We start from the raw sequence: 24071 nt of genomic DNA, 5'->3' as shown, positions 1-24071 counted from the left end.
CCAACCTCAGTGCCCGGCCAGCGCAATCGGCGCCGGGTGGGCCAGCCCGCCCCGGCACTTGAGCACCCGCACTTGCGCGGGCCGGGCGTCGACCGCCAGGCGCAGAGCGGCCGGCGAGGCGTTGAGCGCGTCACTCAGGGCGCGCCAGGCAAACGCCAGGGTCTGCCCGGTTTCCGCCGCCACCTGCAAGCGCCGCAAGGCACGATCATCGGCCTTGCGCGGCCAGCACAACACCGCACCGCAACTGCCCGAACGCAGGCACTGCTCGACCGCCCACAACGCATCCCGCTCCTCGGCCCGGACCACCGTGAGCTGACGCAAATCCACCCCGGCGTTCTGCCAGGCGTGGGGGTACGGCGTGTAGGGCGGCGCCACCAGCACTATGCGCTCTCCCGCCGCCGACAAACGCGCCAGGGTCGGCAACACCAGTTGCAGTTCGCCCACGCCGTCCTTGACCATGAGGATTTCGCTGAGGGCCGACTCCGGCCAGCCGCCCGTGGGCAGCACCGCATCCAGCGCCGCCAGCCCCGTGGGGTGGACACTGGCCGGTGGCGCGGCGGGCCGGCCCTTCCACACGCGCCCGCCATTGAACAGCGCGTCCAGGGCAACGACGGCGCCCATCAGCCTTGCCTCACCAGGCCGCAGAACACGCCTTCGATGGCCAGGTCCTGATCGGGCCCGACCACGATGGGTTGATACGCGGGGTTGCGCGGCAGCAGCCGCACGCTGTCGCCATTGCGTTCGAAACGTTTGATGGTGACTTCACCGTCCAGGCGCGCCACCACAATCTGCCCGTTCACGGCTTCGGCACTGCGGCGCACGCCCACCAAATCGCCGTCGAGGATGCCGTCTTCGATCATTGAGTCGCCCTGCACCCGCAACAGATAGTCCGGGGTTTTCGCGAAAGTGGCCGGGTCGAGTTGCAGGCGGCTGTGGACTTCGGCATCGGCGCCGATGGGCAAACCGGCGGCGACACGGCCCAGGACCGGGACGTCCAGCCATTCGGGCCGCGCTGGCGGGTTGAGCAGGCGAATGCCACGGGCCTGGTTGGGGTTGACTTCGATGAAGCCGGCTTCGGTCAGGGCCACAACGTGTTTACGGGCGACGCTGCGGGAGGCGAAGCCGAATGCCTCGGCGATCTCGGCGAGGCTGGGAGATTGGCCTTGTTGCGCGATGCGGTCGCGGATGAAGGTCAGGATGGCGGTGCGGCGGGGGGTTAGGGTTGTCATGGAGTACATTTGTACTCTTGTGGGAAATTTCTGACAAGAGCCGGTAGTCGGGGGTCGGGGTTGGGGTTGTGTGTATATCCGTTATTTAGGTAACGGCAGCTATTGGTTCCGCTCTTACAGCGGGTCACTTTGGAAAAAAAGCCCCAAAGTAACCAAAGGGCTCTTGCCCCACCACTCGGTGCCTCGCCTAGGCTCGGCATGCCCTCACTCCGGCCAGCGTGGTTTGACGGGGCGCCTAAGATCAAGATCAAAAACCAGAGCCAGAGCAGAACGAGTTCTATCTGATCCATGGAGATCAAAATGTAGGAGGGGGCTTGCCCCCGATGGCGGTCTGTCAGCCAATACATGCATGGCTGATCCACTGCCATCGGGGGCAAGCCCCCTCCCACATTTCTGACCGAGTTCGGCTTGCAGGATCAGGTTGGCTATAAGGCCGCGCCCAAGAGCCAGAGCCAGAGCAGAACGAGTTCTATCTGATCCATGGAGATCAAAATGTGGGAGGGGGCTTGCCCCCGATGGCGGTCTGTCAGCCAATACATGCATGGCTGATCCACTGCCATCGGGGGCAAGCCCCCTCCCACATTTTTGACCGAGTTCGGCTCGCCGAGTCAGGTCGGCTACAAGGCCGCTTTGCTTTTGATCTGAGGCACACCGGGCCTAGCTTTGGCTACTTTTGAGAAAACGGATATCGACACGCCCCACTCTCACCATCCCTCTTTCAACATCCGCAATTCCAGATGCTGCAACAGCATGATGGTCTTCCCATCCACGATCTCACCGCTCGCCACCATCGCCAACGCCCGCTCGAACCCCAGTTCCAGCACCTCGATGTCCTCGCCTTCCTCTTCGATCCCGCCGCCCATTCCCACCCGATCCTCCGGTTGGTATTCGCCGAGGAAAAAGTGAATCCGCTCCGTCACCGATCCCGGGCTCATGAATGCCGCATAGATCTTCTCCACATGCCCCACGCGATAGCCCGTCTCTTCTTCGGCTTCCAGGCGAATGCGTTCCTCGGGGCTGGCGTTGTCCAGCAACCCGGCCGCGGCTTCGATCAGGTAACCGGGGTAGTCGTTGACGAAGGTGGGCATGCGGAACTGTCGGATCAGCAGCACAGTGCGCTGGGCACGGTTGTACAGCAGGATGGTCGCGCCGTTGCCCCGGTCGTACACTTCGCGGGTCTGGGCCTGCCAGCTGCCGTCGCGGCGGCGCAGGTCGAAGCTGTATTTTTTCAGCAGGTACCAATTCTCCGAGAGTGTCTCTTCGGCGGTGATGCGAACGGGGCTGTTGTCCATGGTCGGGCCTTTGCTCAAAGGAGCAGGAGCATGTCGCGCCAGCAACGCCAACGTCAAGCCAGTCGCATACCGCTACAATCGGGCCCCATAAAAAGTCTCTGCAAGGGCAAGGCAATGTCGCTGCATATCCCGACGCTACTGATAGTCGCCGTGTTCGTGTTCTGCCTGATGGGCCTGCTCACCGTGCATGCCTGGAGCCGTGGCCGTGAACCGACCCTGGGCTATCTCGGCATCATGCTGCTGCTCGCCACCCTGGGCACCGGGCTGATCGCGGTGCGCGGCGTGGGCCTGGACTTTGTCGCGTTGATCCTCGGCAATGTCGTGCTGTTGCTCAGCGCCGCGATGAACTGGACCGCCATGCGCGCTTTCGTGCAGCGCAAGCCGAGCCTGCCGGGGATCTTTGCCGGGTGTGGCGTGTGGCTGTTGATGTGCCTGTTGCCGCAGTTCTATGGTTCGCTGTCGGCGCGGGTCACCCTGTATTCGCTGCTGGCGGCCGGTTATGGCGTGCTGTCGGCCCTGGAGCTGTGGCGCAACCGCGCGACCCTGGAAGTCGCCTACGCTCCCGCGCTGGCGCTGATCCTTTGGCACACCGCGTTCTATGGCATACGCGCAATCACCGACGCCGGCCTGCCGCTGAAAAACGCCCAGGCCTCGGGGGGTGAAGGCGTGCCGTTTTTCTCGTTCATGCTGTTTGAATCGATGCTGTATGCCATCGGCATTGCCTACATCACGCTGGCGATGGTCAAGGAGCGTGCCGAGTTGCGCTTCAAGGCCGCCGCCTTCAGCGATGCGCTGACCGGCGCCGGCAACCGCCGCGCCTTTATGCTCAAGGGCGAAAAACTGCTGGCCGACTGCAGCCGTCGCCAGCGCAGCGCGGCCCTGCTGCTGTGCGACCTGGACCACTTCAAGCGCCTGAACGACAGCTTCGGCCACCCCATGGGCGACCAGGCGCTGATCGCCTTCAGCCAGATGACTCGGGCCATGCTGCGCAGCGGTGATGTGTTTGCGCGTATCGGCGGTGAAGAGTTCGCCTGCCTGCTGGCCGACAGCGATGCGGCCGGGGCGTTTGAAGTGGCCGAGCGCATCCGCCGCGGGTTTGCCGAACTGGACCTGCTGACGCCGGGGTTCTTGAGCGTGAGCATCGGCATCGTCACCACCACGGCGGCAGGCCACGACCTCTCATACTTACTGTCCCAAGCCGACCAGGCGCTGTACCAGGCCAAGGCCTATGGACGCAATCGCGTGCAGGTGGTGGCGCTCGCCTGAGCGGACGACGCTTGAATGCCGCAATACTTTGCAAGCAATCCCCACTGACGGCCGTCGAAATAATTCCTGCCTCCGTAGGCCATCTGGTAAAACCCGTGCTTCGTCTTTGCCCTGGACCCTTTATGCCTTCTCGTTTCCTCTCCCGCCTGGGCCTGCGCTGGTTTCCCCTGCTGTGCATGGCCATCCTGATCCTCGGGTTGCCGGTGGGTTGCGCCGTGCTGCAACACAAGGAGCGCGAGCTGGTGTTTCGCATCGAACCGGGCACCGCGAGCTGGTACAGCGGCTTGCCCAAGGCGGTGCAGGAGTTCGAACTCACGCCCGCCAGTTTCAAGTCGGGACAGAACATTCATGGCTGGTGGTGGCCGGCGGACAAGAAGGACGCGCCGGCCATCCTGTACCTGCATGGCGTGCGCTGGAACCTCACCGGGCAGCTGTTCCGCATCGAGCAATTGCACGCGCTGGGCTACTCGGTGCTGGCCATCGACTACCGCGGCTTCGGCCAAAGCCAGGGCGACCTGCCTTCGGAAACCACGGTGTACGAGGACGCACGCATCGCCTGGGAACGCTTCCAGCTGTTGCAACCCGACCCGAGCAAACGCCTGATCTACGGGCATTCCCTGGGCGGCGCGGTGGCGATCGACCTGGCCGCTGAACTGGGCCGGCAGGTCCCCTTGCCCGTGCGCGGGCTGGTGATCGAATCCACGTTCACTTCCCTGGCGGATGTGGCCACCGCCGTGGCGGATACCGCCTTGCCGGTGCGCTGGCTGCTGTCGCAGAAATTCGATTCCATCGACAAGATTGCCGACATCCATATGCCGCTGCTGGTGGTCCACGGCTTGGACGACCGCTACGTTCCCCCACGGTTCAGCGAGCAATTATTTGCCGCCGCCCAGGAACCCAAGCGCCTGTTGCTGGTGCCCGGCGCCAGCCACAACAACAGCATGAGCCTGGCCGGGCGCAGCTATCGCAAAGCGCTGGACAACCTGATGCAAGCGAAGATGCCGACACAGGTTGTCACCCACTCAACCGGGCGCGCCAACGACTCATAAAATGTGTTTTCGGCACTGGGTTCGCGCGGGGCTGTCAAGCGCAAACCCAGCCTATGCTGGCCCGCGCCAGAAGTTGATCAAATATTGATCTTGGGTTGAATCGCCAACCCCTGCCGGGCCCTCGCAAAGTTATCCACAGAGATACCCACGGTTTTCGTGGACAACTCTTTTTATTTTTTTACGATTTTTTTGCTCAGCCCGCGCCTTGGGGAAAGGTGCCAGGCAGCAAAATTTCGCGATTCACATCGCGTATATCGTTATACCCGCACAGCGCCATCGACACGTCCAACTCGCGGGCGATGATCTCCAGCGCCTTGGTCACCCCCGCTTCACCCATCGCGCCCAGGCCGTACAAATGCGGGCGACCGATCAGGGTGCCTTTGGCGCCCAATGCCACGGCCTTGAGCACGTCCTGGCCGGAACGGATACCGCCGTCGAGCCACACTTCAATACGCTCGCCCACCGCCTCGACGATCGCCGGCAATTGGCTGATGCTCGATGGCGCGCCATCCAACTGACGACCGCCGTGGTTGCTCACCACCAACGCATCGGCGCCGGCATTCGCCGCCAGGCGCGCATCTTCCACATCGAGGATGCCCTTGATGATCAACTTGCCGCCCCAGCATTTCTTGATCCATTCCACATCGTCCCAACTCAGGCGCGGGTCGAACTGTTGGGCGGTCCATGCCGACAGCGAACTCATGTCCGCCACACCTTTGACATGCCCGACGATATTGCCGAAGCCATGACGCTTGGTGCCGAGCATGCCCATCACCCAGCGCGGCTTGGTCATCATGTTGAGGATATTCGGCAGGGTCAGTCTGGGCGGCGCCGACAGGCCGTTGATCAGGTCCTTGTGACGTTGGCCGAGGATCTGCAGGTCCAGGGTCAACACCAACGCATCGACACCGGCGGCCTTGGCGCGCTCGATCAATTGCTCGATAAAAGCGCGGTCGCGCATCACATAGAGTTGAAACCAGAACGGCTGGCCGACCTGTTCGGCGATGTCTTCCAGGGAGCAGATGCTCATGGTCGACAAGGTGTAGCGCAGGCCAAAGGCAGCAGCGGCACGGGCGGTGAGAATCTCACCATCGGCATGCTGCATCCCGGCCAGACCGGTGGGCGCCAGGGCGACTGGCATGGCCATGTCCTGGCCGATCATGGTGGCGCGGATCGAACGTTTATCGATATTGCGCGCCACCCGTTGGCGGAATTTGATCTGGGCAAAATCGCTTTCATTCGCCCGGTAAGTGCTTTCAGTCCAAGAGCCGGAATCGGCGTAGTCGTAAAACATCCTTGGAACACGTTTTTGCGCCAGCTTGCGTAAGTCTTCGATGGTTGTGATCAACGACATCTGCGTCACCTCTCCCTGAACTGAGTAGGAAGAGTAACCGCCCATCCGCCGTACAACCAGCCATTGCGTTGATTGATCAAGCCGCTGACGGCTCGTCCGTGGCAGGTGGCTCGGGGGTGAGTCCCCAGTCGCCGTGCTCGTACCAGTCATCGCCGATCATCTCGGCCGGGTGCATGGTACGGTCGGCGCCGTTGCCACAGGCCAGATCGGTCGTGGCGCAATAACGGTCGCAGCCCCAGCAGATGCGTTCGGGGTGCTTGGGGTGCAGCGGAAAAGGCTTGGCCATGATGAGGTTCCCTACCGGCGAACAATAGAGTCAACCTAACCTGCTCGAGGGGGCATGGCCTTGACTGCGGTCAAGATTGGCCAACATGAAATATCGCAGAAACTTGACAAGAATCATTATTATTTACGATCAACCTTCCTAGACTCGGGTTCTTTCCCCCTCACCCGTCAGGAAGCCTCCATGCGTATTCCTTCTACTGTGTCCCTGGTCCTGCTGTTGTCCACCTCTGCGGCGTTCGCCAAGGAGTACCCGATCGGCGAGCCGCAGCACTGCCCAGGCCTGGAAATCGGCGCGGTGTACCTGCAACCGATCGAGATGGCACCTGCCGGCATGATGCGCGCCACGGCCGACTCCGACGTCCACCTTGAAGCCGATGTGCGCGCCACGGCGGACAATGCCCAAGGCTTCCAGGAAGGCAGTTTCGTGCCGTACCTGAACCTGTCCTTTACGTTGAAAAAGCAAGGCAGCGACACGCCGATCACCGGTGATTTCCACGCCATGGTCGCCAATGACGGGCCGCACTACGGCGACAACGTCAAGCTGCAAGGCCCGGGCAAATACACCCTGACCTTCAGCGTATTGCCGCCCAGCGGCCACCAGTCCCTGGGCCGCCATACCGACAAGGAAACCGGGGTCGCACCGTGGTTCGAACGCTGCGAAGTCCACTACGAATTCGTCTATGCCGGCATCGGCAAGAAAGGCGGTTACTGATGCGTCGCGCCTTGCTGCTGGGCAGCTTGCTGCTGAGCGGCGCGGCCCTGGCGGCGCCGTTGCCGACCTATGAACTGACCTTGCAGGACGGCCACTTCATCCCGCCGCAACTCACGGTCAAGGCCGGCGAGCGCTTCAAGATCGTGCTGCACAACCTCGGCCAAGGCCCGGCCGAATTCGAGAGCACGCCGCTGCGCGTGGAGAAAGTCTTGTCGCCCGGCGTGACCACCTTCGTCGTGATCCACCCGCTCACGCCGGGGTTGTATCCGTTCTTTGACGAGTTCAACCCACAGTTGCCCGAAGGCAGCATCCTCGCCCAATAGCCCCGGGAGCCGTTGATGAATCAATCGATGTTTATTGTCTGGCGCGAAAGCGTCGAGGCGCTGCTGGTGATCGGCATTCTGCAAGTCTGGATCAGCCGCCAGACTGCGCACTCGCGCCTGGGGCGTTTCCTGTGGGCCGGGGTGGTCCTGGGCTTGTTCTGCTCGGCCGGCCTGGCCGGCTTGATGCTGTGGGCCGGTGAGGCCATGACCGGCCCACAGGGCGAATGGCTGCAAGCGGCGCTGACGTTATTGGCCAGCGGCCTGATGGTGCAGATGGTGTTCTGGATGCATCGCCACGCGGCCACACTCAAAAACACCCTGGTACGCGAAGCCGATGAACGCCTGGCGCGCCAGGGCGGTTGGGGCGTGTTGCTACTGACGCTGTTGGCGGTGAGCCGCGAAGGCAGTGAAACCGTGGTGTTTCTGTACGGTGCCGGCGCGCGTCTGCAGGGCCCGGCGCTGAACCTGTTCGCGATCGGCGGCGTGCTGGGCCTGGTGTTGGCGGGGCTCACGGTGCTGTTGTTGCGCAGTACGCGGCGCTTCATTTCCTGGTCGCTGTTTTTCGCCCTCAGCGAAGCGCTGTTGCTGCTGCTCGGCGGGGCTTTGCTGGTGGCGGCCGTGGACCGTATCAGCGGGCAATTGCTGGCGATGGACATGCCCGAGTGGGTCTATTCGAGCTTCGGTGAAAGCCGCTGGGACAGCAGCACCCTGCTCAGCGACAGCCACGGCCTGGGCGCGATGTTGGCTGACTTTGTCGGCTACCGCGCCGCGCCGAGCCTGGTGACCGTGCTGGTGCTGCTCGGTTATTGGCTGTGGGTGGGCAACGGCCTGCGCCGTTCGCGGCACGCGGCATGAGCTGGCTGCAGCGTCTGGGCGATGGCATGCGCCGCCATGGGCGCTTGATCCGTGCCGTGCAATGGGCGGTGGTGCTGGTCTACGCCGTGCTGCTGGTGCTGCCGGCGCTGCTGCCGTTGCCGGACAGCCAGGCGCGCCTGGTGAACAACCTGACGCTGCTCGCGCAATTCATCTTCTGGGGCCTCTGGTGGCCGTTCGTGTTGCTGTCGATGGTGTTGTTCGGGCGCCTGTGGTGCGGCGTGCTCTGCCCGGAAGGTTCCCTGAGCGAATGGGCCAGCCAGCACGGGCGCGGCCTCGGTATTCCGCGCTGGCTGCGCTGGGGCGGCTGGCCGACGCTGGGCTTTTGCCTGACCACCCTCTATGGCCAATTGATCAGCGTGTATGACTACGCCCAGGCGGCCCTGTTGATTCTCGGCGGCTCGACCCTCGGCGCGGTGATCGTCGGCCTGTTGTTCGTGCGCGGCAAGCGCGTGTGGTGTCGGTACCTGTGCCCGGTCAGCGGCGTCTTCGCCCTGCTCGCCCGCCTGGCGCCGGTGCATTTCGCGGTGGATGAGCAACGCTGGAAAGCCAACGACGCACCGCGCCTGCCGCTGCCCAACTGCGCGCCACTGCTGGATATCCGCCGCCTGCAAGGGGCCAGCGAGTGCCATGCCTGTGGCCGCTGCAGCGGGCAACGCGGCGCGGTGCAACTGATCGCCCGCTCGTGCAATCAGGAGATCCTGCAGGCGCCCCATCAGCAAGGCTCGGTGTGGGACGCGCGGCTGTTGCTGTTTGGTGTGATCGGCCTGGCGATGGGGGCGTTTCAATGGACCGTCAGTCCGTGGTTTATCGCGCTCAAACAAACCCTGGCGACGTGGCTGGTCAGCCATGACTGGCTGTGGCCGCTGCAAGACAACGCGCCGTGGTGGTTGCTCACTCATTATCCGCAGCTCAATGACAGCTTCAGTTGGTTGGATGGCTTGTGCATTGTGTTGTATCTGGGGGGGAGTTCGTTGGTATTGGGGGGCGGCTGTTGGCTGCTGCTGCGGTTGGCCGCGTGGGTGGCGGGTGATCGTGCACTGTTTCGGCCCTTGGCGCTGACGCTGACGCCCCTCGGTGGTGCGGGTTTGTTCCTGGGGTTGTCGGCGACCACGGTGAAGTTGTTGCGGTATGAGGGGTTGGGGTTGGCTTGGGTGCAATCGGCGCGGGCAGTGTTGTTGATGGCGGCGGTTGGGTGGTGCTTGTGGTTGGGGTGGCGGCAGCTTCGGGGGGTTGGGGGGCTGCGGCGTTGGGGTGGGTGGTTGTGTGTGGGGTTGAGTGTTGGGTTGGTGGGGGGTGGATGGTGGTTGCAGTTTTGGGGGTGGGGTTGAGTACATATCCGTTGTTTAGGTTACGGCAGCTATTGGTTCCGCTCTTACAGCGGGTCACTTTGGAAAAGCCTGTACGGACCGGACACATGGTTGACGGGTGTGCGGGGCGCCTAAGATCAAGATCAAAAGCCAGAGCCAGAGCCAGAGCCAGAGCCAGAGCCAGAGCCAGAGCCAGAGCCAGAGCAGAATGAGTTCTATCTGATCCATGGAGATCAAAATGTGGGAGGGGGCTTGCCCCCGATAGCGGTGGATCAGTCATGCATGTAGTGACTGACATACTGCCATCGGGGGCAAGCCCCCTCCCACATTTCTGACCGAGTTCGGCTTGCAGGATCAGGTCGGATATAAGGCCGCGCCCAAGAGCAAGAGCAAGAGCAGAACGAGTTCTATCTGATCCATGGGGATCAAAATGTGGGAGGGGGCTTGCCCCCGATAGCGGTGGATCAGTCATGCATGTAGTGACTGACATACTGCCATCGGGGGCAAGCCCCCTCCCACATTTCTGACCGAGTTCGGCTTGCAGGATCAGGTCGGATATAAGGCCGCGCCCAAGAGCAAGAGCCAGAGCAGAACGAGCTCTATCTGATCCATGGAGATCAAAATGTGAGAGGGGGCTTGCCCCCGATAGCGGTGGATCAGTCATGCATGTAGTGACTGACACACTGCCATCGGGGGCAAGCCCCCTCCCACATTTCTGACCGAGTTCGGCTTGCAGGATCAGGTTGGCTATAAGGCCGCCGCGCGTTGGTTACTTTTCGGGTTGGCCATTACCGAAGAAACGCATCGCCACACCACCTAAACCTTAAACCGCGCCACCGTCTGATGCAGTTCCCCCGCCATCCCCGCCAGATCATGCCCCGCCGTTTCGGTATGCAAGGCCCCTTGCAATACCTGTTGCGACAGGTTCCGAATCCCCACCAGGTTGCGATCCACTTCCCGCGCCACCAGTGCCTGTTCTTCGGTGGCGCTGGCAATCATCAAGTTGCGCTCATTGATCTGCGAAATCGAGCGGGTGATTTCATCCAGCGCCTCCCCCGAGCGTTGCGCCACGCCCAAGGTCGCCTGCACCCGTTCGCTGCTGCTGTGCATGGCGGCCACGGCGTGTTCGGTGTCCTGGCGGATGTTGCCGATCATCTGCTCGATCTCCTGGGTCGAGGTCTGGGTACGATGGGCCAGGGCGCGCACTTCATCGGCAACCACCGCAAAACCGCGCCCGGCATCGCCGGCACGGGCCGCTTCGATCGCGGCGTTGAGGGCCAGCAGATTGGTCTGGTCGGCGATGCTGCGGATCACATCCAGCACGCCGCTGATGTCTTGCACGCGGCCGGCGAGTTGCTGGATGCGTTCGGAGGTTTCCACCACGCCGGTGGCCAGGGTGTTGATCGAGGCCACGGTTTCCTGCACCTGCGCCCGCCCAAGCTGGGCGGTCTGTTCCGACAGGCGCGAGGCTTCGCTGGTGCTCACCGCGTTGCGCGCGACTTCATCGACGGCGGCGGTCATTTCGTTCACCGCGGTGGCGGCCTGTTCGATTTCCTGGCCCTGCAACTGCAGGCTGCTGCTGGTCTGGCTGCTGACCGCGCTCAACTCTTCCGACGAACTGGCCACGCCATCCACCGAGGCGGCGATCTGCCGGACCATCTGGTTGAGGTTCTGCTGCATCTGGTGCAGGTTGCGCATCACGCTGCCGTCGGCACTGTTGCCCAGCGGCACCTCGATGGTCAGGTCGCCCTGGGCGATATGGCTGAGCACCCGCGCCACCTCGTCCGGCTCGCCGCCCAAAGGCCGGGTGACGCTGCGCGTGACGATCACGGCGGCCGCCACGACCAGGCTCACGCATAGCAGCAACAGCCCGATCATCGTGCGGCGCGCATCGTCGTAGAGAATTTGCGCAGCCTGCTCGCGCTCGACGAACAGTCGGCCTTGCATGGCCATCAACGCATCGAGGCTCTTGAACACCTCAAGCTCGGCCGGCACCACCTGCTGTTTGAGCTGGGCCAGGCCCTGCTCGCGGGCGCCCTGCTTGATCAGCGCCTGCACCTGGGTAAAGGCCGCGACGTAGGTTTCCCGATGGGTTTTCAACGCGGCATAGGCCGCCTTGCCTTCGGCGGTATCGAACAGTGGCTCCAGGGTGGCGAACGCCTGGGTAATGCGCTGCCGGGTGGTGCCAATGGCCTCTTGGGCCTGCTGGTTATCCTGGTCGATCAGCAGGTCGCGGGTGTTGCGCCCGTTATCGCGCACGCCGGTGGCGATCACCATGATCGGTGCGATTTTCGGCCAGTCCTGCTGCACGATCTGTTCGGACTGTTGCTTGAGGGTTGCCAGGTCATGCAAGGCGTAAAACACCAAACCGACCAGAGCCAGCGGCGCAATCGCGAAGCCGATGACAATGCGTTGTGCCGTGGTTAACTGCGTCATTCTAAACATTCCTTGATGAATACCTGCCCGAAACGGGCAGCATCTTTAAAAATCCTGGGAGGGCGATCGGTCACCCTCGTAATACAAAAGCCGGAAACAACTCGCGCATGCAGCCCCATAACTCCGGCAATGCCATCTGTGCCGGGGCAATCGGCAGTTGCTCATCGAGCATGCTTGCCGTGCGGACCATCTGCACGGCGAAGCGCTTGACACCACTGGCTTGCAAACGCTGGGCCAGGCGCAGCAGGCGCGACGTATCAATCAGATGCCAATGCACCGTGGTGCGGCACTCGTAGTCCACGCCACTGGCCAGCAAGGTCTCCAAACTGCGCCAATTGGCGACGCCGCTGCCTTTGACCTGGGTGACCAGTTGATAGTCCTCGACCAGGGCCTTCACATCGAAGCCCACCCAGTCGGCATGGCGCAGCGCATTGGCAAAGCCTGCCGGTTTGATCCCCGCACTGTGCAGGCCCACGCGAAAGCCCATGGCGCGTACCTCGTCCATCGCCGCTGGCAAACCTTCCTGCAAGGTCGGCTCACCGCCGCTGAACACCACTGCGTCCAACAGGTCCTGGCGGCGCTGCAAAAACAGCAAAACCCGGCGCCAATCGATCTCCGCGCTACCGCGCGGTGCAATCAGGTCCGGGTTATGGCAGTAACGACAGCGCCAGGCACAACCCTGGCAGAACAGCACACAAGCGAGCATGCCGGGGTAGTCGAGGGTGGTCAGGGGCACCATGCCCCCAACCCGTAGCATTCGACTCATTGGCGCCCGGCCGCGCAAGCCGCTTCGGTAAAGTGAACACGCTCCTTGTGTTCGGACTGTTTGCCGGGGTTGAACGCGGACACCGGCCGGTGGTAACCCATCACCCGGGTCCAGACTTCGCAGCGCTGACGTTGTGGCTGGGATGTTTGCATGGTGAATCTCCTTGCGGGTTGAAAAACAGGTTCAAGACTGGGCGGCAAGCGCGAGGATCTCATCGCACTTGGGGCAGAACTCGTGTTCGCCGGCGAGGTAGCCGTGTACCGGACAGATCGAGAAGGTCGGGGTCACGGTCAGGTACGGCAGGCGGAAACGCCCCAGCGCTTTGCGCACCAATTGCTTGCAGGCCTGCGCCGAGGAAATCTGTTCGGCCATATACAGGTGCAGCACGGTGCCGCCGGTGTATTTGCATTGCAGTTCGTCTTGCAGCTCGAGGGCTTCGAAGGGGTCTTCGGTGAAGCCCACCGGCAGTTGCGACGAGTTGGTGTAGTACGGCGCATCCAGGCTGCCGGCTTGCAGGATGTCCGGGTAGCGCTTGCGGTCTTCCTTGGCGAAGCGGTAGGTGGTGCCTTCCGCCGGTGTGGCTTCGAGGTTGTAGAGGTGACCGGTTTCTTCCTGGAAGCGCAGCAAGGTGGCGCGCACATGGTCGAGCAGGCGCAGGGCGAACGCGCGGCCTTCTTCGGTGTGCGTGCCCTGCGTGTCATCCGTGAAATTGCGCAGCATCTCGTGCATGCCGTTGAGGCCGATGGTGGAGAAGTGGTTGCGCAACGTCCCCAGGTAACGCTTGGTGTAGGGGTACAACCCGGCGTCCATGTGGTGCTGGATCACCTTGCGCTTGACCTCCAGGCTTTCCATGGCCATTTCCATCAGGCTGTCCAGGCGTTGCAGCAAGCCGCTGGTGTCGCCCTTGAACAGGTAACCGAGGCGCGCGCAGTTGATTGTCACCACGCCCAGCGAGCCGGTCTGCTCCGCCGAACCGAACAGCCCGCCGCCGCGTTTGAGCAGCTCACGCACGTCCAGTTGCAGGCGACAGCACATGGAGCGCACCTGGTTGGGTTGCATGTCCGAATTGAGGAAGTTCTGGAAATACGGCAGGCCATAGCGCGCGGTCATCTCGAACAGGCGGTCGGCGTTCTCGCTGTCCCAGGGGAAATCATGGGTGATGTTGTAGGTCGGAATCGGGAAGGTGAACACCCGCCCCTTGGCATCCCCGGCCTGCATCACTTCGATGTAGGCGCGGTTGATCAGCTCCATTTCCGTTTGCAGGTCGCCATAGGCAAACGGCATTTCCTTACCACCGATCACCGGCACCTGCTCGCGCAAGTCTTCCGGGCAGACCCAATCGAAGGTCAGGTTGGTGAATGGCGTCTGGGTGCCCCAGCGCGACGGCACGTTGAGGTTGTAGATGAACTCCTGCACCGCCTGGCGCACCTCGGGGTAGCTCAACTGGTCTTTGCGCACATAAGGCGCAAGATAGGTGTCGAACGAGCTGAACGCCTGGGCACCGGCCCATTCGTTTTGCAGGGTGCCGAGGAAGTTGACCATCTGCCCCAGGGCACTGCTCAAATGCTTGGGCGGCCCCGCTTCGACGCGACCCGGCACGCCATTGAGGCCTTCGTGCAGCAACGAACGCAGCGACCAACCGGCGCAGTAGCCGGCGAGCATGTCGAGGTCGTGGATATGCAGATCCGCCTCACGGTGTGCGCGGCCGATCTGCTGGCTGTAGACCTCGTCCAGCCAGTAATTGGCAGTGACCTTGCCCGACACGTTCAGCACCAGCCCGCCGAGGGAATACCCCTGGTTGGCATTCGCCTGCACGCGCCAGTCTTCACGGTCGAGGTATTCGTTCATCGAGGTGGCGACTTCCACCAGGGTCTTGCGGTCACGGCGCAAGCGACCGTGCTGTTCGCGGTAGACGATATACGCGCGCATCGACAGGAAGTAACCGGCGTCCATCAACACCCGCTCGACGCTGTCCTGGATCTGCTCCACATCCAGCCGTTCGATGCCGCGCAGCCGCGCCAGTACCGCACCGAGCAACAGGTCGACCTCGGCCTCCCGATACTCGCCGGTGGCATTGCCGGCGGCGATCAGCGCCTGACGGATTTTTTCGGCGTCGAAGGCAACGAGGCTACCGTCGCGTTTGTGCAGGCGGTTACTGACCAGCGGGCTGAGCATGCTTTGCATTGGAAGGCTCCAGACACTACATATAGATTTAATAAATCTTTGAAACACAATATGCAGTGATATTACGGTCAAGCGTTTGGGCTGCCATTGATCAAGGTCAAGTCTGAACGAAGATCAAAATGTGGGAGGGGCGGTGCGACGATTCGGCTTGTTCCCGATAGCGGTGGATCAGTCATGCATGTATTGGCTGACACACTGCTATCGGGGGCAAGCCCCCTCCCACAGTAAGCCTCCTCCCACAGTAAGTTCCCTGCTACAGCAAGTCCCCTGCCACATTCAACCGCCGCTCATATTCATGAAGCGCACCACCTGCACCTCCCCTGCCCCGGTGAAATCATGGCGCAGCGGCTTACCCCGCAATCCCTTGTGCAACGCCTCGATCAACGGCGCGTCGTCCAACGGGTAACGCCGCAGCAAAGCGCGGAAGTCCACCGCGTTGTCCTGCCCCAGGCACAGCAGCAACTGCCCTTCGACGGTCATCCGCACGCGGTTGCAACTGCCGCAGAAGTTGTGGGAGTTGGGCGAGATAAAGCCGATGCGCGTGCCCGGATGCCGCGCCAGGCGCACATAGCGCGCCGGGCCGCCGCTGTTTTCGGTGCTGTCGAGCAAGGCATGGTGACGGGCGATCACGCTGCGTACTTCATCACTGGCACAGAACGTCTCGCCGCGGGAGCGGCCCACGTCGCCCAGGGGCATTTCCTCGATAAAGCTGATGTCGATGCCTTGGTCGATCGCGTACTGCACCAGCGCCGGCACTTCATCGAAGTTGCGCCCTTTCATCACCACGCAGTTGAGCTTGACCCGCTCGAACCCGGCCTCTCGCGCCGCCTCGATACCGTCCAGCACCTGGCGCAGATCACCGTTGCGGGTGATCGCGCGAAAGCGCTGCGCATCCAGGCTGTCGAGGCTGATGTTCATGCGCTTGACCCCGGCGTCCACCAGCGGCTGCGCGAGGCGCGCCAACTGCGAGCCGTTGCTGGTCATCACCAGTTCGCGCAAGCCCGGCAGTGCCGCGATATTGCGGCACAACCCGACAATGCCCGGGCGGATCAACGGCTCGCCGCCGGTCAGGCGGATCTTGCGCACGCCCTGGCCGACGAACAGCGCGGCCAGGCGTTCCAGCTCTTCCAGGGTCAGCACCTGCTGGCGCGGCAGGAACGTCATGTTTTTCGCCATGCAGTACACACAGCGGAAATCACAACGGTCGGTCACCGACAAGCGCAGGTAATCGATCGAACGGCCCACCCCATCCACCAGGCTCATGTCACTGCACCAGCGGCGAGTCGGCGCCCTGCAGCGCGATGCCACGAATGTCCGCCGCGCCGATCAGGGTTTGCAGGTACTGCACCAATGCCTTTTGCCACACGCCTTGCTGCAACTGGGTGCGGATCGCCACCGCCACCGCTTCATACGGCAGCGGTTGGCCTTCGATACGCTGATCGACATAGATCACATGCCAACCATAACGACTCTCCAGCGGCTTGCCGGCCAGGCCCGGCGCGAGGGTGAACAACTGACGCTCCAGCTCGGGCACGGTCTGGCCCTTGCTCACCTGGCCCAGCGAACCGCCCTGGGCCTTGGACGGGCACGCCGAATACTGCAGGGCCAGCTCGGCGAATTGGCCGGGCTGCTCGTTCAGGTTCTGCAGCAGCACTTCCGCCTGGCCGTGCGCCAGATGGCGCGCCTCGGCGTCGTCCGGCGCGCACTCGAGCAGAATGTGCCGCACCGCCAGCAACGGCGCGCTGTGAAAGCGCCCGCGGTTGTTCTCGAAGTAGCGCACACAGGTGGCCTCGTCGCACTCAGGCACCTTGACCTCACGCTCGAGCAGCAAGCGCGTGGCGGCTTCTTCTTCGTTCTCGCCGGCGGCGATCTCCACCGCCAGGCCCAGCTCGGCGATCCGCTGCTGCAACAGCTCGCGGATCACCAGCGCACGGGCGGCCAGATACACCGCCTCCTCGCGGCTTTCGGCCGGGTGATATTGCAACTCCAGGGCCATGGCCTCCGGCGTGACGGGCACGCCGTTGACGCTGATGATCGGCCATTCCTGTTCACTGCTGGCGATCAACTCAGGCGTCTTCAGTTCCTCGAACAGAGCCGGGGCCGCAACCTCGGCCACCACCGGTTCTTTGACCGACGAGCCGCAACCGCCGCTGCCGCCATTACCGCCACCACATCCGCATCCAGTTGTCATGACGCTCTCCTCAATACTTCTGCCGCACGATTTGATAACGACGCCCCAGGTACCAGATCGGCGCGCTGACCATATGCACCAAGCGGGTAAACGGGAACAGCACGAACAGGGTCAAGCCCAGCGCCACATGCGCCTTGTAGATCAGGCTGACCGGCTCGATCGACGCCGCCGCGTCCACTGGCCGCAACAGCACCACGTTCTGCGCCCAGTCGGCGAGCATCACCATGACCGAACCGTCCATATGCCCGGTGGACGCGACGATGGTCAGCAAACCGAGCACCAACTGCGCGAGCAGCACCAGCAGGATCAGGATGTCCGACGGGCTCGACGTGGCCCGCACACGCGGGTCGCCCAGGCGGCGCTTGACCAGCATCAGCAAACCCACCAGGCACAGCAGGCCGAAGACGCCACCGGAGACCATCGCCAGCAACTGCTTGTGCTCAGTGCTGATCACATGGTGATAGACCGACGCCGGGGTCAGCAGGCCGACAAAGTGCCCGGCCAGCACGAACAGCACGCCAATGTGGAAGAAGTTGCTCGCCACGCGCATGCCACGGTTGTTGAGCATCTGGCTGGAGCCAGCCTTCCAGGTGTACTGCGACAGGTCGAACCGCGCCCAACTGCCCAACAGGCAGATCGCCAGGGCGACATAGGGGTACACCCCGAATACCAGCAAATTCCACTTAGACATTACCCACCTCCGTGGCCGGCACTGCGGCCTGCCCTTCTTGCTGAAAATCCACCCAGTGCAACGGCACCGCGCTTTCTTCGCGGGCTTTGCCCGGTGCGCTGGGCATCGAGCTGCAACGGTCTTGTTGTTCGGCCTGCATAAAGTCCACCGCTTCCTCTTCCCAGATCTTGTCCAGGGCTTCGAGGGAGTCGTCACGCGGCTCGGCGGCGACCTGCGCGCGCAGTTCGGCCACGGCCTGGTGCGGCTCGGCACCCGAGATCTGCAGCAACGCACGGAAGCAACTGGCATAGGCGCTCTCGCGCTCGTCCAGACGTGCGGCGAGCAGCGCCAGCAGGTGCGCCACATCCGCCAGGCCCTCGCGGGCCTCGATGTCTTCGCGGGTCGAGAGGAACTCCAGGTACAGCGGGATATAGTCCGGCAGCTCCTTGACGCCGATGGCAAACCCGGCCTCTTCGTACTGGGCCATCATGTCGACCATGGCCTGGCCACGGTCGCGGGACTCGCCGTGGACGTGTTCGAACAACAGCAACGACAGCGAGCGCCCACGGCCGAACAGCGCGCCGTAGTGTTCCTGGCCGTCCATCAGGTCATTGGCGCAGATCAGCTCGAGCAACTCGAACAACGCGCCGCGCTGCTTGGGGCTGATCTCCCGCGACTCGATGATCGCCTGTTCCAGTTCGTCGCGGCCGCTCACCAGGGTTTCGGTGGGGTAGTCCAGCAGCAACGAAATCACTTTGAGAATACGCATGCTCAGTCCTCCCAGATCTGTACGGTTTTCAACACGTCGCGACGGTTGGCCTTCTTGGCACCGAACATGTTGGTGTCGGAGCTGCCGCTGCAACCGCTGCCGAAGCTGAAGCCACAGCCGGAGCGTTCGGCGAACGCGTCGCTCATGGCGTCTTCACGGTGCGCGCTCGGCACCACAAAGCGGTCTTCGTAGTTGGCGATCGCCAGGTAGCGGTACATCTCTTCCACCTGTTCCACGCTCAGGCCGACGTCTTCGAGCACTTGCAGGTCCTGCACGCCGTCGACTTGCTGGGAGCGTTTGTAGGCACGCATCGCCAACAGGCGTTTGAGCGCACGCTTGACCGGCTTTTCATCGCCAGCGGTGAGCAGGTTGGCCAGGTAACGCAGCGGAATGCGCAGGCTGTCGACATCCGGGATCACCCCGTTCATGCCCACGGTGCCGGCGGCGGCAGCGTTCTGGATCGGCGACAGTGGCGGTACGTACCAGACCATCGGCAAGGTGCGGTATTCCGGGTGCAGCGGCAGTGCGAGTTTCCAATCGACGGCCATTTTGTAGACCGGCGAGCGCTGGGCCGAGTCGATCACCGACTGCGGCACGCCATCGGCCAGGGCCTGGCGAATCACCGCCGGGTCATTCGGGTCGAGGAAGATTTCCAGCTGTTTCTCGTACAGGTCTTGCTCGTTGGCGGTGCTCGCCACTTCGCTGATGCGGTCGGCGTCGTAGAGCAGCACACCGAGGTAGCGAATCCGGCCGACGCAGGTTTCAGCACACACGGTGGGCATGCCGGCTTCGATGCGCGGGTAGCAGAAGATGCACTTCTCGGATTTACCGCTCTTCCAGTTGAAGTAGATCTTCTTGTACGGGCAGCCGCTGATGCACATGCGCCAGCCGCGGCACTTTTCCTGGTCGATCAGCACGATGCCGTCTTCTTCACGCTTGTAGATCGCACCGCTCGGGCACGAGGCCGCGCACGCCGGGTTGAGGCAGTGCTCGCACAGGCGCGGCAGGTACATCATGAAGGTGTTTTCGTACTCGCCATAAATGTCGGCCTGGATCTGGTCGAAGTTCTTGTCCTTGCGGCGCTTGGCGAACTCGGTGCCGAGGATTTCTTCCCAGTTCGGGCCCCACTCGATTTTCTGCATGCGCTTGCCGGACACCAGCGAGCGCGGACGCGCGGTCGGTTGGTGCTCGCCCAAAGGCGCGGTGTGCAGGTGCTGGTAGTCGAAGTCGAACGGCTCGTAGTAGTCGTCCAGGCTCGGCAGGTCAGGGTTGGCGAAAATGTTCGCCAACACGCGGAACTTGCCGCCGATGCGCGGGTTGATCGAGCCGTTGGCGTTGCGCACCCAGCCGCCCTTCCACTTGTCCTGGTTTTCCCATTCTTTCGGGTAACCGATGCCGGGCTTGGACTCGACGTTGTTGAACCAGGCGTATTCCATGCCTTCACGGCTGGTCCAGACGTTTTTGCAGGTGATGGAACAGGTGTGGCAGCCGATGCATTTGTCCAGGTTCAGGACCATGCCGATCTGTGAGCGAATCTTCATCTCAGTTCTCCTCGATATCAGTCGGCAATGGGCGCGGCAAGTCATCGCCGGTGGAACCATCGAGCCAGTCGACCTTGGCCATTTTGCGCACCACGACAAACTCGTCGCGGTTGCAACCGACCGTACCGTAGTAGTTGAAACCGTAGGCTTGCTGGGCATAGCCGCCGATCATGTGGGTCGGTTTGAGCACCACGCGGGTCACCGAGTTGTGGTGGCCGCCGCGGGTCTTGGTGGTTTCCGAACCCGGCACGTTCACGATGCGTTCCTGAGCGTGGTACATCATCACCATGCCTTCCTTGACGCGCTGGCTGACCACCGCACGGGCGGTCAGTGCGCCGTTGACGTTGAAGCACTCGATCCAGTCGTTGTCCTCAATCCCGGCGCGCTTGGCGTCGATCTCCGAGAGCCACACAATCGGCCCGCCGCGGCTCAAGGTGAGCATCAGCAAGTTGTCGCTGTAGGTGCTGTGGATGCCCCACTTCTGGTGCGGAGTGATCCAGTTCAGCACGATCTCGGTTTCGCCATTGCTGCGCTTGCCCTTCACGCCTTCGATGGTCTTGGTGTTGACCGGTGGCCGGTAGCTCATCAACTGCTCGCCGAACGCCTGCATCCACGGGTGATCCTGGTAGAACTGCTGGCGGCCGGTGATGGTGCGCCATGGGATGTTTTCATGGACGTTGGTGTAGCCGGCGTTGTAGCTCACGTGTTCGTCTTCCAGGCCGGACCAGGTCGGGCTGGAGATGATCTTGCGCGGCTGCGCCTGGATATCGCGGAAGCGGATCGCTTCATGGGCCTTGGAAATCGCCAGGTGGCTGTGGTCGATGCCGGTGAATTCCGACAGCGCGGCCCAGGCTTTCAAGGCGACCTTGCCGTTGGTTTCCGGAGCCAGGGACAGGATCACCTCGGCCGCGTCGATAGCGGTGTCGATTTTCGGCCGGCCATGGCTGATCCCGGCATCGTTTTCGTGATGGTTCAGTTCGCCGAGAAACTCGACTTCTTCATCGGTGTTCCAGTTGATGCCCTTGCCGCCGTTGCCGAGTTTTTCCAGCATCGGGCCCAGCGACGAGAACTGTTTGTAGATGTTCGGGTAGTCGCGCTCCACCACTGCGATGTTCGGCGCGTTTTTGCCGGGTACCGGGGCCACGCGTGCGCTTTTCCAGTCGGTGCCGCCAAACGGTTGGGCCAGTTCGCCGACGCTGTCGTGCATCAGCGGTACGGTGACCAGGTCTTGTTCCACACCCAGGTGACCGACCGACATGGCCGAGAACGCCTTGGCGATGCCTTTGTAGATTTCCCAGTCGGAACGCGATTCCCACGCCGGGTCGATAGCCGCCGACAACGGGTGGATGAACGGGTGCATGTCCGAGGTGTTCATGTCGTCTTTTTCGTACCAGGTGGCGGTCGGCAAGACGATGTCGGAATACACGCAGGTGGAGGACATGCGGAAGTCCAGCGTGGTCACCAGATCGAGCTTGCCGATGGCGCCGTCCTCGACCCATTCGGCCTCGGTGGGCTTGCATTCGGTGCTGTGGCCGATGTCTTCGTTCATCACGCCATTCTTGGTGCCCAACAGGTACTTGAGCATGTACTCATGACCCTTGCCCGACGAACCGAGCAGGTTGGAGCGCCAGATGAACATGTTGCGCGGGAAGTTCACCGGGCTGTCCGGCTGTTCGCAGGCAAAGCGCAGGCTGCCGTCCTGCCAGGATTTGACCACGTAGTCTTTCGGCGTCATGCCGGCTGCGGCCGCCTCACGGCAGATGTGCAGCGGGTTGGTGTTGAGCTGCGGCGCGCTGGGCAACCAGCCGGCGCGTTCGGCGCGGATGTTGTAGTCCAGGGCGTGTTCGGGGAACTGCGACTTGTCGGCCAGAGGCGAGAGCACATCGTGCATGCTCATTTTCTCGTGGCGCCATTGCGAGCTGTGGCCGTAGAAGAAGCTGGTGCCGTTCATCTGGCGCGGCGGGCGGTTCCAGTCCAGGCCGAAGGCCAGGGGCAGCCAGCCGCACTGCGGGCGCAGTTTTTCCTGGCCGACGTAGTGGGCCCAGCCGCCGCCGGTCTGGCCGACGCAACCGCAGAGCATGAGCATGTTGATCAGCCCGCGGTAGTTCATGTCCATGTGGTACCAGTGATTCATCGCCGCGCCGACGATGATCATTGAGCGACCCTTGGTCTTGTCGGCGTTGTCGGCAAACTCACGGGCGATCTGGATGGCTTTCTCGCGGCTGACGCCGGTGATCGCTTCCTGCCACGCCGGGGTGCCCGGCACGCTGGCGTCGTCGTAGTCCTTGGCCACGTTGTGGCCGCCCAGGCCACGGTCGATGGCCAGGTTGGCCGCCGACAGGTCGAACACGGTCGCCACCTTGGCCACGCTGCCGTCGGCCAGGGTCACGTTATGCACCGGCACGCGGCGGTACTGCACCGCCTCGCCAGCGACGTGCTGGAAATGCTCCTGGACTTCGCCGGCGAAGTACGGGAACGCCACTTCGGCGACGTCGTCACCGATCAGGCTGAGTTTCAGGTCGATCGCGCGGCCTTCACCGCCCTCTTTGGCGAGGATGTTCCACTTGCCCTTCTCGCCCCAGCGATAGCCGATGGAGCCTTGCGGCGAGACCAGTTCGCCGCTCTCGTCGAGGGCGATGGTTTTCCATTCCGGGTTGTTGTCCTGGCCGAGGTTGCCGGTGAGGTCCGAGGCGCGCAGGAAGCGGTCCGGCTGGAAGCCTGCGCCGGGAGCGAAACCGGTCATCGGCTTGAGCATCACCAGCACCGGCAAGTCGGTGAAGCGCTTGGCGTAGTCGGTGAAGTAGGCGCTCGGCTTGTCCAGGTGAAATTCTTTGAAGATCACATGGTTGAAAGCCTGGGCCAACGCGGCGTCGGTGCCCTGCTTGGGGTTGAGCCACAGGTCGGTGAGCTTGGCCACTTCCGAATAGTCGGGGGTGATCGCCACGGTCTTGGTGCCCTTGTAGCGCACCTCGGTGAAGAAGTGCGCGTCCGGGGTACGGGTCTGCGGGACGTTGGAACCCCAGGCGATGATGTAGTTGGAGTTGTACCAGTCGGCCGATTCCGGCACGTCGGTCTGCTCGCCCCACACCATCGGCGAGGCCGGTGGCAGGTCGCAGTACCAGTCGTAGAAGCTCAGGCACACGCCGCCGATCAGCGACAGGTAACGCGAACCCGCCGCGTAGCTGACCATCGACATGGCCGGGATCGGCGAGAAGCCGACGATGCGGTCCGGGCCGTATTGTTTGATGGTGTAGACGTTGGAGGCGGCGATGATTTCATTCACCTCCTCCCAGTTCGAGCGAATGAAACCGCCCATGCCGCGCTTGCTTTTATAGGAGTCGGCCTTGGCCTTGTCCTCGACAATGCTCGCCCAGGCTTCCACCGGCGCCAGGGTCTGGCGCGCTTCACGCCACAGCTTGAGCAGCGGCTTGCGGATCTTCGGGTACTTGAGCCGGTTGGCGCTGTAGATGTACCAGCTGTAGCTCGCACCGCGCGGGCAGCCACGGGGTTCGTGGTTGGGCAGGTCGTTGCGGGTGCGCGGGTAGTCGGTCTGCTGGGTTTCCCAGGTGATCAGGCCGTTCTTCACGTAGATCTTCCACGAGCAGGAGCCGGTGCAGTTCACGCCATGGGTGGAACGCACGATCTTGTCGTACTGCCAGCGCGAACGGTAGACGTTTTCCCAGTCGCGGGACTCTTTACGGGTCTCGCCGTGGCCGTCGGAAAATTCGTTTTGTTTGCGGTTGAAGAACCGCAGTTGATCCAACAAATGACTCATGGTGCTTTCCTCATCAGGCGTGCTGCGGGGTGCGTTGCCCCGCGAA

Annotated in this window: 21 protein-coding genes; 6 read left to right on the top strand and 15 right to left on the bottom strand. The window is 62.8% G+C overall.

Translation table 11 applies throughout. The features are described from left to right. Positions 1-6: 6 nt before the first annotated feature. The 3 genes from imuA to C8K66_RS26105 all read right to left on the bottom strand — a co-directional run bounded on the left by imuA (position 7) and on the right by C8K66_RS26105 (position 2521). A complete protein-coding gene (imuA, locus tag C8K66_RS26120) occupies positions 7-621 on the bottom strand; it encodes a translesion DNA synthesis-associated protein ImuA (RefSeq protein ID WP_108526380.1) in 615 nt (204 codons plus the stop codon). Continuing rightward, positions 621-1238, bottom strand: coding sequence for a transcriptional repressor LexA (lexA, locus tag C8K66_RS26115; RefSeq protein WP_017846678.1), 618 nt, complete (start codon positions 1236-1238; stop codon positions 621-623). Before lexA ends, imuA begins: the two co-directional genes overlap by 1 nt. A gap of 695 nt (positions 1239-1933) precedes the next feature. Beyond that, positions 1934-2521 carry an NUDIX domain-containing protein gene (locus C8K66_RS26105; RefSeq protein WP_017849304.1) on the bottom strand — a complete coding sequence of 196 codons (588 nt, stop codon included), beginning with the start codon at positions 2519-2521 and terminating at the stop codon, positions 1934-1936. A 114-nt stretch (positions 2522-2635) separates the two neighbouring features. Here C8K66_RS26105 and C8K66_RS26100 point away from each other — a divergent pair, with 114 nt between their 5' ends. Next, a complete protein-coding gene (locus tag C8K66_RS26100) occupies positions 2636-3787 on the top strand; it encodes a diguanylate cyclase (RefSeq protein ID WP_046385251.1) in 1152 nt (383 codons plus the stop codon). A 122-nt stretch (positions 3788-3909) separates the two neighbouring features. Next, complete coding sequence (locus C8K66_RS26095) at positions 3910-4836, top strand: alpha/beta hydrolase (RefSeq protein WP_057006079.1); 927 nt, start codon at positions 3910-3912, stop codon at positions 4834-4836. 193 nt (positions 4837-5029) lie between these two features. On the opposite strand, the gene C8K66_RS26090 is transcribed toward C8K66_RS26095, so the two are convergent. After that, positions 5030-6190, bottom strand: coding sequence for an alpha-hydroxy acid oxidase (locus tag C8K66_RS26090; RefSeq protein ID WP_017849307.1), 1161 nt, complete (start codon positions 6188-6190; stop codon positions 5030-5032). 76 nt (positions 6191-6266) lie between these two features. Continuing rightward, positions 6267-6476, bottom strand: a complete 210-nt coding sequence (locus C8K66_RS26085) for a DUF3079 domain-containing protein (protein WP_017849308.1) — start codon at positions 6474-6476, stop codon at positions 6267-6269. A 180-nt stretch (positions 6477-6656) separates the two neighbouring features. Here C8K66_RS26085 and C8K66_RS26080 point away from each other — a divergent pair, with 180 nt between their 5' ends. Genes C8K66_RS26080 through C8K66_RS26065 form a run of 4 tightly spaced genes read left to right on the top strand, consistent with a single transcriptional unit; the run spans position 6657 to position 9714 of the window. Continuing rightward, positions 6657-7187: an iron transporter gene (locus tag C8K66_RS26080; RefSeq protein ID WP_017849309.1), complete on the top strand. Its 531-nt coding sequence runs from the start codon at positions 6657-6659 to the stop codon at positions 7185-7187. Continuing rightward, complete coding sequence (locus C8K66_RS26075; RefSeq protein ID WP_017849310.1) at positions 7187-7510, top strand: cupredoxin domain-containing protein; 324 nt, start codon at positions 7187-7189, stop codon at positions 7508-7510. Before C8K66_RS26080 ends, C8K66_RS26075 begins: the two co-directional genes overlap by 1 nt. 15 nt (positions 7511-7525) lie before the next feature. Next, on the top strand, positions 7526-8365 hold the full coding sequence (locus tag C8K66_RS26070) for an FTR1 family protein (RefSeq protein WP_046383091.1): 840 nt from the start codon (positions 7526-7528) through the stop codon (positions 8363-8365). Continuing rightward, entirely contained in the window at positions 8362-9714 is a 1353-nt protein-coding gene (locus C8K66_RS26065) for a 4Fe-4S binding protein (protein ID WP_108526376.1), read from the top strand. The genes C8K66_RS26070 and C8K66_RS26065 overlap by 4 nt, the downstream gene beginning before the upstream one ends. A 795-nt stretch (positions 9715-10509) precedes the next feature. Here the strand turns inward: C8K66_RS26065 and C8K66_RS26060 are convergent. From C8K66_RS26060 to C8K66_RS26015, 10 genes are all read right to left on the bottom strand, one after another. Further along, a complete protein-coding gene (locus tag C8K66_RS26060) occupies positions 10510-12129 on the bottom strand; it encodes a methyl-accepting chemotaxis protein (protein WP_108526374.1) in 1620 nt (539 codons plus the stop codon). Between the two features lie 70 nt (positions 12130-12199). Beyond that, positions 12200-12895, bottom strand: coding sequence for an anaerobic ribonucleoside-triphosphate reductase activating protein (locus C8K66_RS26055; RefSeq protein ID WP_169850799.1), 696 nt, complete (start codon positions 12893-12895; stop codon positions 12200-12202). Then, positions 12892-13047, bottom strand: coding sequence for an anaerobic ribonucleoside-triphosphate reductase (nrdD, locus tag C8K66_RS26050; RefSeq protein ID WP_017849317.1), 156 nt, complete (start codon positions 13045-13047; stop codon positions 12892-12894). Before nrdD ends, C8K66_RS26055 begins: the two co-directional genes overlap by 4 nt. Positions 13048-13078: 31 nt before the next feature. After that, entirely contained in the window at positions 13079-15079 is a 2001-nt protein-coding gene (locus C8K66_RS26045; protein WP_057006084.1) for a ribonucleoside triphosphate reductase, read from the bottom strand. A 276-nt stretch (positions 15080-15355) separates the two neighbouring features. Continuing rightward, positions 15356-16342 (bottom strand): GTP 3',8-cyclase MoaA, encoded by a 987-nt coding sequence (gene moaA, locus C8K66_RS26040; protein WP_017849319.1) that lies wholly within the window; start codon positions 16340-16342, stop codon positions 15356-15358. A 1-nt stretch (position 16343) separates the two neighbouring features. Beyond that, positions 16344-17270 carry a peptidylprolyl isomerase gene (locus tag C8K66_RS26035; protein ID WP_057006085.1) on the bottom strand — a complete coding sequence of 309 codons (927 nt, stop codon included), beginning with the start codon at positions 17268-17270 and terminating at the stop codon, positions 16344-16346. Positions 17271-17280: 10 nt separating this feature from the next. Next, a complete protein-coding gene (gene narI, locus C8K66_RS26030) occupies positions 17281-17961 on the bottom strand; it encodes a respiratory nitrate reductase subunit gamma (protein ID WP_017849321.1) in 681 nt (226 codons plus the stop codon). Continuing rightward, positions 17954-18709, bottom strand: a complete 756-nt coding sequence (gene narJ, locus C8K66_RS26025) for a nitrate reductase molybdenum cofactor assembly chaperone (protein ID WP_046383085.1) — start codon at positions 18707-18709, stop codon at positions 17954-17956. The genes narI and narJ overlap by 8 nt, the downstream gene beginning before the upstream one ends. A 2-nt stretch (positions 18710-18711) precedes the next feature. Then, on the bottom strand, positions 18712-20250 hold the full coding sequence (gene narH, locus C8K66_RS26020) for a nitrate reductase subunit beta (RefSeq protein ID WP_017849323.1): 1539 nt from the start codon (positions 20248-20250) through the stop codon (positions 18712-18714). Between the two features lies 1 nt (position 20251). After that, entirely contained in the window at positions 20252-24025 is a 3774-nt protein-coding gene (locus C8K66_RS26015) for a nitrate reductase subunit alpha (RefSeq protein WP_017849324.1), read from the bottom strand. Between the last annotated feature and the right edge of the window lie 46 nt (positions 24026-24071).

Source organism: Pseudomonas sp. GV105, from assembly GCF_003058185.1.
In the GTDB taxonomy this organism is placed as follows: domain Bacteria; phylum Pseudomonadota; class Gammaproteobacteria; order Pseudomonadales; family Pseudomonadaceae; genus Aquipseudomonas; species Aquipseudomonas veronii.
The sequence above is the reverse complement of the archived record's forward strand: the minus strand, read 5'-3'. Positions and strand labels throughout refer to the sequence as shown.

Excerpts from the sequence above, each read along its gene's own strand:
- imuA (WP_108526380.1), bottom strand. The coding sequence starts at position 621 with ATGGGCGCCGTCGTTGCCCTGGACGCGCTGTTCAATGGCGGGCGCGTG.
- lexA (WP_017846678.1), bottom strand. The coding sequence starts at position 1,238 with ATGTACTCCATGACAACCCTAACCCCCCGCCGCACCGCCATCCTGACC.
- C8K66_RS26105 (WP_017849304.1), bottom strand. The coding sequence starts at position 2,521 with ATGGACAACAGCCCCGTTCGCATCACCGCCGAAGAGACACTCTCGGAG.
- C8K66_RS26100 (WP_046385251.1), top strand. The coding sequence starts at position 2,636 with ATGTCGCTGCATATCCCGACGCTACTGATAGTCGCCGTGTTCGTGTTC.
- C8K66_RS26095 (WP_057006079.1), top strand. The coding sequence starts at position 3,910 with ATGCCTTCTCGTTTCCTCTCCCGCCTGGGCCTGCGCTGGTTTCCCCTG.
- C8K66_RS26090 (WP_017849307.1), bottom strand. The coding sequence starts at position 6,190 with ATGTCGTTGATCACAACCATCGAAGACTTACGCAAGCTGGCGCAAAAA.
- C8K66_RS26085 (WP_017849308.1), bottom strand. The coding sequence starts at position 6,476 with ATGGCCAAGCCTTTTCCGCTGCACCCCAAGCACCCCGAACGCATCTGC.
- C8K66_RS26080 (WP_017849309.1), top strand. The coding sequence starts at position 6,657 with ATGCGTATTCCTTCTACTGTGTCCCTGGTCCTGCTGTTGTCCACCTCT.
- C8K66_RS26075 (WP_017849310.1), top strand. The coding sequence starts at position 7,187 with ATGCGTCGCGCCTTGCTGCTGGGCAGCTTGCTGCTGAGCGGCGCGGCC.
- C8K66_RS26070 (WP_046383091.1), top strand. The coding sequence starts at position 7,526 with ATGAATCAATCGATGTTTATTGTCTGGCGCGAAAGCGTCGAGGCGCTG.
- C8K66_RS26065 (WP_108526376.1), top strand. The coding sequence starts at position 8,362 with ATGAGCTGGCTGCAGCGTCTGGGCGATGGCATGCGCCGCCATGGGCGC.
- C8K66_RS26060 (WP_108526374.1), bottom strand. The coding sequence starts at position 12,129 with ATGACGCAGTTAACCACGGCACAACGCATTGTCATCGGCTTCGCGATT.
- C8K66_RS26055 (WP_169850799.1), bottom strand. The coding sequence starts at position 12,895 with ATGAGTCGAATGCTACGGGTTGGGGGCATGGTGCCCCTGACCACCCTC.
- nrdD (WP_017849317.1), bottom strand. The coding sequence starts at position 13,047 with ATGCAAACATCCCAGCCACAACGTCAGCGCTGCGAAGTCTGGACCCGG.
- C8K66_RS26045 (WP_057006084.1), bottom strand. The coding sequence starts at position 15,079 with ATGCAAAGCATGCTCAGCCCGCTGGTCAGTAACCGCCTGCACAAACGC.
- moaA (WP_017849319.1), bottom strand. The coding sequence starts at position 16,342 with ATGAGCCTGGTGGATGGGGTGGGCCGTTCGATCGATTACCTGCGCTTG.
- C8K66_RS26035 (WP_057006085.1), bottom strand. The coding sequence starts at position 17,270 with ATGACAACTGGATGCGGATGTGGTGGCGGTAATGGCGGCAGCGGCGGT.
- narI (WP_017849321.1), bottom strand. The coding sequence starts at position 17,961 with ATGTCTAAGTGGAATTTGCTGGTATTCGGGGTGTACCCCTATGTCGCC.
- narJ (WP_046383085.1), bottom strand. The coding sequence starts at position 18,709 with ATGCGTATTCTCAAAGTGATTTCGTTGCTGCTGGACTACCCCACCGAA.
- narH (WP_017849323.1), bottom strand. The coding sequence starts at position 20,250 with ATGAAGATTCGCTCACAGATCGGCATGGTCCTGAACCTGGACAAATGC.
- C8K66_RS26015 (WP_017849324.1), bottom strand. The coding sequence starts at position 24,025 with ATGAGTCATTTGTTGGATCAACTGCGGTTCTTCAACCGCAAACAAAAC.